General features: G+C 53.5%; 11 protein-coding genes. 7 read left to right on the forward strand and 4 right to left on the reverse strand.

Going from position 1 to position 12978, the window contains the following annotated elements:
- Positions 1 to 114 precede the first annotated feature (114 nt).
- The 5 genes from DL346_RS25275 (at position 115) to DL346_RS25295 (ending at position 7075) form a co-directional block, all read left to right on the forward strand.
- Entirely contained in the window at positions 115 to 1650 is a 1536-nt protein-coding gene (locus tag DL346_RS25275; RefSeq protein ID WP_112885174.1) for a response regulator transcription factor, read from the forward strand.
- A 99-nt stretch (positions 1651 to 1749) separates the two neighbouring features.
- Entirely contained in the window at positions 1750 to 3438 is a 1689-nt protein-coding gene (locus DL346_RS25280) for an extracellular solute-binding protein (protein WP_165822668.1), read from the forward strand.
- Positions 3439 to 3518: 80 nt separating this feature from the next.
- A complete protein-coding gene (locus tag DL346_RS25285; RefSeq protein ID WP_112885176.1) occupies positions 3519 to 4409 on the forward strand; it encodes an ABC transporter permease in 891 nt (296 codons plus the stop codon).
- A gap of 15 nt (positions 4410 to 4424) precedes the next feature.
- A complete protein-coding gene (locus DL346_RS25290; protein ID WP_112885451.1) occupies positions 4425 to 5306 on the forward strand; it encodes a carbohydrate ABC transporter permease in 882 nt (293 codons plus the stop codon).
- A gap of 113 nt (positions 5307 to 5419) precedes the next feature.
- The gene (locus DL346_RS25295) at positions 5420 to 7075 is read left to right on the forward strand and encodes a sensor histidine kinase (protein ID WP_112885177.1); all 1656 of its coding nucleotides are present in this window, start codon (positions 5420 to 5422) and stop codon (positions 7073 to 7075) included.
- Positions 7076 to 7362: 287 nt separating this feature from the next.
- Here the strand turns inward: DL346_RS25295 and ald are convergent, their stop codons facing one another.
- Positions 7363 to 8496, reverse strand: a complete 1134-nt coding sequence (gene ald / locus DL346_RS25300) for an alanine dehydrogenase (RefSeq protein ID WP_112885178.1) — start codon at positions 8494 to 8496, stop codon at positions 7363 to 7365.
- A gap of 168 nt (positions 8497 to 8664) precedes the next feature.
- Here ald and DL346_RS25305 point away from each other — a divergent pair, with 168 nt between their 5' ends.
- Both DL346_RS25305 and DL346_RS25310 read left to right on the forward strand, forming a co-directional pair.
- A complete protein-coding gene (locus DL346_RS25305) occupies positions 8665 to 10317 on the forward strand; it encodes a PucR family transcriptional regulator (RefSeq protein WP_112885179.1) in 1653 nt (550 codons plus the stop codon).
- Between the two features lie 15 nt (positions 10318 to 10332).
- Entirely contained in the window at positions 10333 to 11598 is a 1266-nt protein-coding gene (locus DL346_RS25310) for an MFS transporter (RefSeq protein WP_112885180.1), read from the forward strand.
- A 55-nt stretch (positions 11599 to 11653) separates the two neighbouring features.
- On the opposite strand, the gene DL346_RS25315 is transcribed toward DL346_RS25310, so the two are convergent.
- From DL346_RS25315 to DL346_RS25320, 3 genes are read right to left on the reverse strand one after another with little or no spacing between them, the layout of a single operon-like run.
- Positions 11654 to 12052, reverse strand: coding sequence for a LytTR family transcriptional regulator DNA-binding domain-containing protein (locus DL346_RS25315; RefSeq protein ID WP_112885181.1), 399 nt, complete (start codon positions 12050 to 12052; stop codon positions 11654 to 11656).
- Position 12053: 1 nt separating this feature from the next.
- Positions 12054 to 12185: an AgrD family cyclic lactone autoinducer peptide gene (locus tag DL346_RS28730; protein WP_121497983.1), complete on the reverse strand. Its 132-nt coding sequence runs from the start codon at positions 12183 to 12185 to the stop codon at positions 12054 to 12056.
- Positions 12186 to 12219: 34 nt separating this feature from the next.
- On the reverse strand, positions 12220 to 12882 hold the full coding sequence (locus DL346_RS25320; RefSeq protein ID WP_112885182.1) for a hypothetical protein: 663 nt from the start codon (positions 12880 to 12882) through the stop codon (positions 12220 to 12222).
- Between the last annotated feature and the right edge of the window lie 96 nt (positions 12883 to 12978).

Below are 12978 nucleotides of genomic sequence, written 5' to 3' on the forward strand. Positions count from 1 at the left end.
CAGCAGGGGTGTTATCTTTGGGAGAGCCTGAAATGTCGTTTTTCAGCGCTTTTTCGGAGATACGCCCTTTTTTGGCATAGCAAGTGACAAACTTAACGAATCGGGGGATCCGTGATGTACCGTATCTTAATTGTCGACGACGAGCGGATTGAACGCGAAGGAATCCGGCAGCTGATCAGACGCCATCGGTTTCCGCTTGAACCGGTGCTTGCCGAGAACGGGGAAGCCGCGCTCGCCATCGTCCAAGAACAGCAGATCGATCTTATCATCACCGATATTAAAATGCCTTTTATGGACGGCCTCGAGTTCTCGGAGCGGGTGAGCAGCCTAAAGCCGGACATTCCGATGATTATATACAGCGCTTACAGCGATTTCGAGTTCGCACGAAGGGCGCTGAAGACAAACGTGAACCATTACTTGCTCAAGCCGATCCAGATTCCGGAATTCATGACCGTGATGAAGCAGGTTATCGAGGCGTGCGACCGGAAGCGCGAGGATCGGATCAAGAACGAACAGTTGCTAGAGGGATATAACAGGGGGCTGGCGTATGAGCGCGAGAAGGTGCTTATGGACGCTCTATACGGTGTCGTTCATCAAGAGCACGACGCGGATGCGGCTTGGCTGCATCTGATGCTGATCGACTGCGGCAGTCGGTTTTTTGACAATCACCATGCCCCGTTTACCGCGCTTATGAGCGGTTTTATTCCGTATGACCACGATTACGTGAACTTAAACGAGCATCAAAGCGCGATTCTCGTCAAGAGCAGCCGCATGCTCGGGAAGGAGGAGCTGCTTCCGCTCGCGGACGGCATCGTTCGCGGCATGGACGATAGCTTCGCGGCAGCCGGAGCCGGCATCGTCGTCGGCCGCCCCGTGAACCGGCTGGACAGGCTGAGCGACGTCTTTAACGAGATGGAAGCGGCTATCGACTACAAATTTTTTGCCGAAGGGAATCCGGTGCTGTTTACGGGCGAGGAGACGCAAGAGCAGCCGGCGCTGGACGAGCAGGAGGTGGAGTCCATGCTGAAGCGCATATACGGCTATGTAGAGGGCCATGATGCGCATGGCGCGCTTTATGGCGTGGATTTGCTTTTCTCTGCGCTTCGTTCGAAGGGCAAGCTGTCCGTCATTTATACGAAATTCATTTGCTCCGAACTGGTGAAGCGGGTGTATGCCAAGACGGATAAAGGGCGTGCCGACATCGAGGATATCAGCGTCTATGTCGACCAAATCTTCCGGGCAGGCTCGCTGACGGAACTGAAAGCGTTAATCGGATCGATAATCGAACGCCTGTTGCCCGCCAAAGACGAGAGCGGGAAGGATGATTCGGCAAGCAAGCTCATTACGGGCATCAAGAAGCTGATCGAGAAGGGGTACAGTCAGGATCTATCCCTCGAGGCCATTGCGGAGCAGGTTCATTTGACGCCAAGCTACTTGAGCTACTTGTTCAAGAAGGAGACCGGGCGCAGCTTGGTCCGCTACATCACGCATGTCCGCATGGAGAAGGCAGTGGAGCTATTGACGCGCACGAATATGAAAATCATCGATATCAGCGAGTCGCTCGGCTACAGCAATTCCTCGTATTTTATTCAGATTTTCCGCAATCATCACGGGGTCAGTCCGGCTAAATACCGGGAATCGGCATCGTAAAAATTTGATGTCCATTCGAAAAAATTTCGCATAGAGGATGAAAACGGTTGCTTTATATAATGAACCTGTAAAGAAAAAACTTGGACTTGGGGGATGACGATGAAAGCAAAAGCGCTAAGTTTGTTACTATGTGCATCGGTTGCGATGAGTTTAACGGCTTGCGGCTCGAATAACGCCGATGAGAGCGGCAATCAAGCTGCGGCTGCCAACTCGGAGACCGGCTCGAATGATGCTTCCGCAACAAATACAGAGCCCGCAGCAAAAGACGACGGACCGTTTACGAAATACGACGAACAGATTACGGTCTCCCTTGGCAGACAAGGCGTATCCGGCAATAACCTTCCGGACGGCGATACGCTGGAGAACAACAAGTTTCTGAAATACGTCGAAGACCGGCTCAACGTGAAAGTGAAGTACGAGTTCTCCGTCGAAGACATGGACGCGTATAACCAGAAGGTGAACCTGACGATCGCAAGCAGCACCATCCCGGACATTATGGTCGTCAACGAGCAGCAGTTCAAGCGGCTGGCCAAGGCCGGATCGCTGGCAGACCTGACGGACATTTACGAGAAATACAGCTCCCCGCTCATTAAAGAGTATTACAGCTCGTACTCCGATGACCGCGTGCTGAATACGGGCCGCATCGATGGCAAGCTGTACGGCCTGCCGAATACGAACATCGACGGCAGCTACCAATTGCTGTGGGTCCGCAAGGACTGGCTAGACAAACTGAACCTGAAGGTGCCATCCTCCATCGAAGACGTGAAGGCGGTTGCCAAAGCGTTCAAGGAACAAGATCCGGACGGAAACGGCAAGCCGGACACGGTCGGCCTTCTTGGCGACAAATCCATAGTAGGCGATGGCGGATTCTTCACCTTCGACCCGATCTTCAACCTGAACCACTCCTATCCGAAGAGCTGGTTCAAAGATGACAGCGGCAATGTCGTATACGGCTCGACAACGCCTGAAACGAAGCAGGCCCTTGCTCAGCTGAGCGAGATGTATAAAGACGGCCTGATCGATAAAGAGTTCCTGACGCGCAAATGGGAAGACAACGCCGGTCTCGTATCCAGCGGCAGAGCGGGGATTCTGTTCGCGCCATGGTTCGCCGGCTGGATGCTGTCGGATAACGTGAAGGCTGATCCGAACGCGGAGTGGGTTCCGGTAGCGGGTCCGGTTGACGGCGAGGGCAAACGCAATGTCGTACCATCCGCGCCTTCGGGCACGTTCCTGGTCGTCAGCAAGAACGCGGAGCATCCGGAAGCGGCTCTGAAAATGCTCAGCGTCGAGTACGAAGGCATCCGTCTGATCGACCCTGCATCGCAGGAGATTTACAAGGATAAGGGCGTCAGCTGGCTCAACTACCCGCTGAACCTGCAGCTGGACTTCCAGGATGCGCTTGCCCGCGACATTCCGGTTTATGACAAGGTGCTGCAGGACAACGACATGAAGGATCTGCCGGCCCGCCTCATTCCGCGCGTCAATTCGATCCTGAAGAACCATAAAGAACCGAAGAAGGATATTGCTGCTTTCGCGGACTCTCTCGCGTTCTACGTTGCCGGTGCGGTAACGGGCGCCAAAGAAATCGCGAAGGTCAACCCGATCTTCTACGGCTCGACCGAAACCATGGTGAAGAGAGGCGCGAACCTCGACAAGCTGGAGAACGAAACGTTCCTGCGCATCATTACGGGCGCAGCGCCGATTGACGATTTTGACAAGTTCGTCACGACGTGGAAGAGCACCGGCGGCGATACGGTAGCCAAAGAAGTAGAAGAGTCGATCAAGTAAATCGAAACGAGAAGGGTATCCTTGCTTGCCGGTAAGCGAGCGATACCCTTCTTACTACAACACGTATAGGTGGAGATCGCATGTTTAATCGGTCCTATGTATGGAGCTATCATCTCATGCTGCTGCCCGGCATTATTTTTCTGATTTTGTTCAGCATTATTCCGATGTTCGGCATCCTGATCGCCTTTCAAGACTATCAACCGACGTTGGGATTGTTCCATTCCGATTGGGTTGGCCTCGAGAATTTCTCTTATATGTTCAGCTTGCCCGACAGCAAGCTCATCCTCGTCAACACGCTGGTCATAGCGATTATGAAAATAATAGCCGGCTTGATCGTCCCGTTTCTGTTCGCGCTGCTGCTTCATGAAGTGGTCAGCGTCAAATTCAAGCGGACCATCCAAACGATCGTCTACTTGCCCCATTTCATGTCATGGGTCATTCTGTCCGGCGTGATGATAAACATATTGAGCTTGGACGGCATTATTAACCACATCATTCAGCTGTTTGGCTTCGAGCCCATCATGTTCCTGCAGAGCAACCATTGGTTCCGCCCGATCGTCGTTGCCAGCGACGTCTGGAAGGAATTCGGATTCAGCACCGTCATCTATATCGCGGCGCTGGCCTCCGTGAATGCGAATCTGTACGAGGCGGCCGCGATTGACGGCGCCAACCGGTTCGGGCGGCTGCTGTACGTAACGATTCCAAGCCTGCTGCCGACCGTAATCTTGCTCGCGACGCTAAGCCTCGGCAACGTGCTGAACGCCGGCTTTGAGCAAATCTTGAACCTGTACAACCCGATCGTTTATCAGACCGGGGATATTATCGATACTTACGTGTACCGCGCCGGCTTGCTGGAGACGCAGTACGGCCTCGCAACCGCAGTCGGCTTGCTTAAATCCGTTGTGAGCTTCCTGCTGATTACACTGTCTTATACGCTCGCTTCGCGCTTTGCGAACTACCGGATTTTTTAGGAGTGATCACTCATGATGATTCGAGGAAACAACCGTATCGTTGATGCCGTCATTTACTGCATGCTAGCCGTTGTCGCCTTCTTCTCGATGGCTCCGATACTGAATACGCTCGCCATTTCGTTCAGCGGCAAGGTTGCCGCAATGTCCGGTCAAGTTTATTTCTGGCCGGTCGATCTCAATGTGAGTGCCTACAAACAGGTGCTAGGCGACCGCGATTTCTTCCGCTCCTTCGGGGTGTCGGTGGAACGGGTGCTCCTGGGCGGCGCCATTAACTTCATTATCACGGTCCTCATGGCCTATCCGCTCGCCAAATCAGCCAAGCTGTTTCCGGGCCGCAACATCTATATGTGGTTTATCGTGTTCTGCATGCTGTTCAGCGGCGGACTCATTCCATGGTATATGACGATCCATTCGCTTGGCCTGCTCGACAAGATTTGGGCGCTTGTGCTGCCTACGGCCGTGCCGGTCTTCAACGTGATCCTGCTCATGAACTTCTTCAAGGGCATTCCGAAGGAGCTGGAAGAGGCGGCGAACATGGACGGCGCAGGACCGTGGAAAACATTGTTCATGGTATTCGTGCCGGTCTCGCTGCCGGCGCTGGCAGCCGTCACGCTGTTTTCCATCGTAGGTCATTGGAATGCCTTCTTCGACGGCATGATTCTGATGCAGCATAAGGAAAACTGGCCGTTGCAGACGTATATCCAGCAGCTGATCGTGAACCTCAGCTCGATCATGAATACGACGGATCCCGAGGAAGTCAAACGGCTGTCCAACATCTCGAGCCAGCTGCTTAACGCCGCTAAAGTCATGGTTTCGATGGTGCCGATTATGCTGATTTATCCGTTTTTGCAGAAATATTTCGTAAGCGGTATTGTGCTTGGTGCGGTGAAAGAGTAAAGCCGGGCCGCAGCTTGGCCAATTGGAATTTTCTGCTCTACTCCTGAATCATGGATTTCCCCTATAATGAACGGAAAGCCGGCTGTTAGCGCGAGGGGAGAGAGGATCGGTCCATGGTTCCGGCATTTATGAGAAACGCCAGTATGAAGCGGAAGCTGTTCGTTTCTTACTTGGCGGTCATTATGATCCCGCTTGCCTTGCTTGGCGCATATTCGTATCAGCAGTCGAGGCAGCTGCAGCTGCAGCAAGCGAATGTTGTCCTGCAGGACAGCCTCAGCAAAATGGAAGACAATTTGAGTTACAAGCTGCAGCGGTTCAATTCGGCGATTGAGCTGGTTGCGTACAACCCGGTGTTTGCCCATATTTTCAACGATGCGTACTCGGATTACTACACGATGTATAAAGATCTCAGCGAAAACGTGGACCCGCTGCTCGATACGACGCTGTTTCTGAATAACGATATTAAACGCATTATGATCTACACAGGCAATAACATTACCGAACGCATGAACTCGATCATCCCGATTGCGAAGGTGGAGCATGAATTCTGGTTTGACGAGGCCATGAAGTCGTCCGAGACAAACTGGTATGCGCAGGACGGCAAAGTGTTCGGCGTGCGGCGCATATTCGGCGATACGTTAGAGGATAAGGGAAATCTAGTCTACATGGAGCTCAAACCGGAGTTCTTCGCCAATTCCTTGAAAGAGTCGAGTTCACGCGAGTTTACCGTCGCCGTCACGGATGCGCATCAGCAGGTCGTCTACGCCAGCAAGCCGTCAGTAAAGCTGCCGGCAAGCGGCGAAAGCAGCGGGGACTTGGTCCTGAGCAGGCCGATTCATGAATCCGGCTGGACGCTCTCGCTCATTGCCTCCTCCGACGCGGTAACCTTTCAGCCTTGGAAAATCATTCGCGCCACCATCGTGATCGAAGGCATTTGCTTTATCGTTTTGTTCGGGATCATCTGGCTGTTCTCGCGATTGTTCGTGAGCCGTATCGGCCAATTGAACACGAAGATGCGGATGGTCGAGCAGGGTGTTTTTAACATCGATTCCCGGGTGCAGGCCAGAGACGAGATCGGGGAGCTCGAGCTTCGGTTCGGCAAAATGCTTGCCAGCATCAATGTGCTCATCGAAGAGGGCTACAAGAACCAGATCAGCCAGAAGGAAGCGGAGCTTCGGGCGCTGCAGTCGCAGATCAACCCGCATTTTCTATACAACTCGCTCTCGGTCATCAACTGGAAGGCGATTTCGGCAGGGGCAGAGGATATCAGCGACGTAGCCGGCTTGCTGTCGACCTTCTATCGCACCTCGCTCAACAAGGGCAAGGACATTATGTCCGTGAGGGACGAGCTGTTGAACACCAAGTCTTACATCGAGATGCAGCTGATTATGCACGATTACGAGTTTGACGTTGAATACGACATTGATGAGGAAATGTTGGATTGCCAGATGATCAAATTGGTGCTCCAGCCGATCGTGGAGAACGCCATCGAGCACGGGATCGACCAGAAGCGGACAGGCAAAGGACTTCTGCGGATCAGCGGCGCAAGCCTGCATGATTATATCGTGTTTACGGTGCGGGACAACGGTCCGGGCATGACCCAAGAATTAGTGGATGAGGTGCTGGTGAAGCAGTCAAAAGGCTACGGACTTTATAATGTGCAGGAGCGAATTCGAGTTCAATACGGAAACGGTTATGGATTAAGCATTATGAGCGAAGCCGGTGAAGGTACTTACGTGACAGTGAAGCTTCCGAAAGTCCAAGGATGAATCGTGAGGGATCGTTAACGAACCTCATAGAGCTTATTTGGAAATATCACTATAATTGCGGTGCTAACGAATCTCAGACACCTTATTTCCTCTAGAATGACCGCAAATCACCCGATTTCTGCAAAATAAGGCTTCCTAGGTTCGTTAGCTCGCATTTTAAGCAAATTTCAGCGAAATAAGCACAAATGGGTTCGTTAGAAACCCGGACATACTTCTACAAACGCCAAGCCCCCTTGAGACTTTCTCAAGGGGGCTTGGCGTTGGGGTTTAAAAAATGAAGAGGCTGATTATATGTGAACGGTATGCAGCTCCAGCACTTCGGCTAGAGGAGTGTATGCATAACCAAGATCATCGGCTACGGCTTTGTAGGTCACTTTGCCATGGATAATGTTTGTGCCGCTTTGCAGGGCGGGACTGTCTTGGATGGCTGGGAACGCGCCTTTGCGGGCAATTTGCATCGCATACGGCATCGTAGCGTTGGTGAGTCCGATGGTGGACGTCTGCGGCACGGCGCCCGGCATGTTGGCGACGGCGTAATGAATAACGCCGTGCTTCACATAAGTTGGATTATCGTGGGTGGTAATATGGTCGATCGTTTCGACGCTGCCGCCTTGGTCGATAGCGACATCCACGATAACGGCTCCTCGCTTCATCGATTTCACCATGTCTTCGGATACGAGGACGGGTGCTTTCGCGCCCGGAATGAGCACGGCGCAGATGAGCAGGTCGGCTTCGGCTACGCTGCGCGCGATATTGTGCCGGCTGGAAATCAGCGTCTGCACTTGATTGCCGAACAGGTCCTCGAGCTGGCGCAGACGCGCCGCGCTAAGGTCGAGAATCGTTACATCCGCGCCTAAGCCTACGGCGATCTTGGCCGCATTCGTGCCGACGACACCGCCGCCGATAATGGTAACCTTGCCGCGGGCCACGCCGGGAATGCCGGAGAGGAGAATGCCGCGTCCGCCTTTGGGGCGTTCGAGCAGCTGCGCGCCGATTTGGGCCGCCATCCGGCCGGCCACCTCGCTCATTGGCGTAAGCAGCGGCAGCGCTCCGCCTTCTTTGACGGTTTCATAAGCGATGGCGGTCACCTTCGCGTCCACCAGCGCCTTTGCTAGGGCCGGATCCGCGGAGAGGTGCAAATACGTAAAGAGAATTAAACCTTCTCGAAAATAAGGGTATTCACTAGGGAGCGGTTCTTTTACTTTCACGATCATGTCCGCTTGCTGCCATACGGATGCGGCGTCCGTCACGATAATAGCGCCGGATTGCGCGTACTCGGCATCGGTAAAGCCGCTTTCCAGGCCGGCGTTTGTCTCGACATAGACGATATGGCCGTCCTGCACGAATTCCTTTACGCCATATGGCGTTACCCCGACACGGCATTCATTGTTTTTGATTTCCTTCGGTACGCCGATCTTCATGATCCTTCGCTCCTCGTTAGTCGTAATGGGAACTTTATAGCTTCATTATAAAATCGGCTTGTCACTTATTCATCGTACAAAACATCAAGCGGATTGACGGGATCATAGACATATTTGTATAGTGGGACTAGCCATTATAGACATTTTGTCTAATCGGGGGTTGAAAATATGGACACTTCATTGAAATTCGATATTGGCCAGCTGCTGGCGAGGCCGATCTTCCGCTCCGCGAAGCTGGCTGCCGGGCGGGAGGGGATGCATCGCCCCGTCGGCTGGGTGCATGTGCTCGAAATAACGAACGTGGCTCCATTTGTAAGCCCGAACGATTTGATATTAACAACAGGGCTCTGGCTCAAGCAGAACGAGCAGGACCGGTTCGCCTATATGAAGCAGCTGATCGATCAGCATGCGGCGGGGCTATGCATCGAGATGAAAACTACCGTCGACGCCATCCCGAAGGAAATCGTGGAACTGGCGGACCAGCACCAGTTTCCGTTGATCGTGTTCGAGCAGCCGGTCCGATTCGTCGAAATTACGCAGGACATTCATGCGCTGCTCATCAACCGGCAGCATCAGTTTCTGAAGGAGCTTGAGGTGTATTCCAGAAAGCTGCAACGCCTAACGATCGAGAGCACAGGCATCGCGCAGATTCTTAGAGCGTTCCATGAGCAGACCGGGCGGCAGGTGTTGTATTTCTCCTCGCTCGATCACAGCATTTTTTATCCTGCGCTCACGACGAAAGCCTCCAGTCCGATTTCCGGTTTCCTGCAGCGTCAAATGGATGCCAAGGCGCTTTCGGCCAAGGACGTGTCCATGCTGCCGATGAATGCGCAGCAGCTGCTCGTCGTACAGCCGGTGATCTGCTTCGGCCAGACGTTTTCCTACGTAGGCGTACTCCTTCATAACAAGCCCGAAATTACCGAGTCGCTCACGCTGCTGCTCGATTACACGACCAAAGCCGTTGCCGCGATTACGCTGCGCACGGAGTTTCTGGAAGAGAAGCTGTCGCGCGACCATAACGAATTTATTCTGGATATTATGAACAACCGGATCGAGAATGAAGATCAGGCGCTGTCTAGAATGGGACTTCGCCAGCTGAGCAAGGGGGAGTATTTGTTCGCGGGAGGCATTATCGAAATTCAGCACACAGCCGATAGCGAGCCGATCACGATCGAAGCGGATAAGCAGGACCTGCTTATTTTGGTCAGACAGCTGCTCAAGAAGCTTGGGTTGAACAGCTTGGTCATGATGCAGAACAACCGCATCTATACGCTCTGCGCCAGAGAAGCGCTGCACATGGATTCGCCGTCCAACTTTCAGGCGACGCTGCTGCGGCTGATCGAAGAGCTTAGAGAATCGACGCGCGAGCAGCACTCATCATCGCTCAAGCTGTATGCCGGCTTCGGCAAGCTGCGCGCGCAAATTTCCGAATCGGCGAGAAGCTATGAGGAGGCGCAGCAGGTCATCGACGTCGCGCGGAGCGTGCCTGCTTATGAGGGATGTATGTTCTACGACCGGCTAGGCGTGTACCAGCTGCTGAAGGCTGTACCGAAGCTGTCCTTTCTCGCTGCCTATGTGGAGGATCATTTAGGGGCATTATTGGCCTATGACCGGGAGCATCATCTCCAGCTCATCGAGACGCTGGATGCGTATTTCGCGTGCATGGGCTCGAAGCAGGAGACGGCCGCAAGGCTTCACATCCACCGGCAGACGCTCTACAATCGATTGGATAAATTGGCTATGCTGCTGGGAGAAGACTTCCTTGAGACCGATAAACGGCGCTGCCTCGAAATGGCGCTCATGGCCTATAAGCTGAAATAGAAGGGAGTGGGCAACATGGTTAAAACGTCATCTAGGCTCTATTACGGCTGGGTTGTGGTCGGCATCGTGTTTCTGACCTTGCTCGTTTCCGCGGCAATCAACTCCGTGCCGAGCGTGCTTATGCTGCCTCTTGAACAAGAATTCGGCTGGGACCGCAGCGCGGTATCGGGCGCCGTCTCGATCCGCATCTTGCTGTACGGCTTGATGGGACCGTTCGCGGCGGCTTTTATGGCGAAGTACGGCGTCCGCAAGGTGATGGTCATTTCCATGCTCTTGCTGATCATCAGCCTATCGCTGACGCCGTTCATGACGTCGATCTGGCAAATGACGCTGCTGTGGGGCGTTATGGTCGGCATCGGCACCGGCTCCTTGGCGAACGTGCTTGGCGTGACGGTCGCCGGCCGCTGGTTCGTCACGCATAAAGGGCTCGTTATCGGCCTGCTCACGGCAAGCGCCGCTACCGGGCAGCTGCTCTTCCTGCCGCTGCTCGCGAAGCTGACGGAGGACATCAGCTGGCGAACCGCCGTCTACACGGTGGTAGGGGTGCTGCTCGTGCTGACGCCGGTCGTCGGCATCTGGATGCGCAACCATCCGTACGATGTCGGTGCGGCCGCACTCGGCACGACGGAGACCGCAAAGCCTGTCCCGTTTACGGGCAACCTGTTTTTCACGCCGATTCAAACGCTGCTTGCCGCTTCGGGAAGCGGGACGTTCTGGCTGCTTGCCGGCACGTTCTTCTTCTGCGGCTTCTCCACGAACGGACTGATCGGCACGCATCTCATCCCGGCTTGCGGCGATTACGGGATTCCCATCGTCACCGCGGCAGGCCTGCTGTCGCTGATGGGACTGTTCGATCTCGTCGGCACGACGCTCTCCGGCTGGCTTTCCGACCGTTTCGACAGTCGGTGGCTGTTGTTCTGGTATTACGGCTTGCGCGGACTGTCGCTGATCTTCCTGCCTTACGCGCTCGGCACGGGCTACACGCAGCTGACCGTGTTCGCGGTGTTCTACGGGCTCGACTGGATCGCGACCGTGCCGCCGACCGCGAAGCTGGCTTCGGATGCATTTGGCAAGGAGAAGGCGGGGATGATCTTCGGCTGGGTCGTGGTGGCGCATCAAGCGGGCGCCTCCGTTGCGGCTTACGAAGCGGGGCTGCTGCGGGATTGGCTGGGCAGCTATACGGTGCCCTTCGTCGTGTCCGGCTTCTTCTGCCTGCTGGCTTCGCTCATGGCGCTGCGCATTCGCCGTGCCCGGGCGACCGCCATTCAAGCCGCCCTATAATAAAAAAGCCTTCTTCCCGTACTCGGTGAAGAAGGCTTTATGTATATATGCTAAACTATGATGTCGATAATCCGCCGGCCAAATCATTCCGGACCGCTGGCGTTTCTGCATCCTTGCAGAGCCGCTCCACTTCCTTCAGATGAGCGCCGGAAACAGGTGCGCTTGGCGAATCGCTATTTACTGGTTTTTTCACGAAGTAAAGACGCTGCTGAATTTCATCAAAAAACTCCACTTGATCCATTTGTACGACATAACAGCGATCGACCTTCTTAAAGCCTTCGCCTACCAAGAAGCGCTCGTGCTCTTCAAAGGTGGAGATTTGACTGTAAAGACCTTCTCTTGTTTGATAGTATACCTCACCGCGGTAGCTGCGCATAAGAAGAACGTCCTCAAGATCAATAAAAACGATATCGAACTCTTTTTTATTGTATCTTTTTACGACTGGTATCTTCATATTACACGCCCTTCTTTCTTAATTCTTGTGGAATGCGCGGTTGGTGCAAAAGGAAATACGAACCTGTCAGTACAAACAAAGACGAAATGCCGATAATGGCTGCCGCCAGGACTTGATAAGCCTTTTTTTGCATCGTTATCACCTCCTTCTCAGAGTAATAACGATTCCTATCCAGCGTCTTCTTTGTCTTTTCTAATGGAGTAGTGCAGAAATAGAGGAATCGTTAGCAGAAAAATGACGCTTGCGACAATCGCATAGTCTTTGAAATTGCCCCTCAGGACAAGCCCTGCGCCTGCAGCGACGACCAAACTCGTCACGACGACAACGAGCAGGATCGCGTTGGTTCCGGTAATGCTGACGTTCGCGCGGTGCGAAGCCGGCACGTAATCATACCCCCAGTGCTTGATATAGATGGTTCGGCTAATCGCGAACACGATAGCGGCGGTTAGCAGCTGGACCGCTGCGGAAATGATCGGCGTGCCTGTCACGAACTCAAGGGGAGTACCGGACAACGACAGGATCAGCAAGGTCAGCCCCTGAATGGCGAAGCCGACGATGAAAGCCGCCGCATTCATGATCAGCGAGTAATAAAGCGGAACCCGGAACAAGATCCATAGTACAATGACGAGCAGGCCAAGCTGTATGTAGGATGAGAAGTCTCCGATCTCCGGCATGAGCCGCGAGAAGTAAGATACCTGGCTCATCATGAGAGAAACGATCAAGGTGATGTTCAGCCGTTCTGTAACGGGAAAGCGGAATAACGTGAACATGAGCACGAAAACCGAGAAATACTCGATTGATGATCCGATGGAAAAATAAAGATAATTCATTGAACCGCATTTCCCTCCTAAGTTAGTAGTATAAGGCCTAGCATCATTGGAATCCATATGTTCATTTATCAATAGGTTTACGCCATTTGGACTAGA

The sequence above is a fragment of the Paenibacillus montanisoli genome (genome assembly GCF_003268025.1).
Classification (GTDB): Bacteria; Bacillota; Bacilli; order Paenibacillales; family Paenibacillaceae; genus Paenibacillus_Z; species Paenibacillus_Z montanisoli.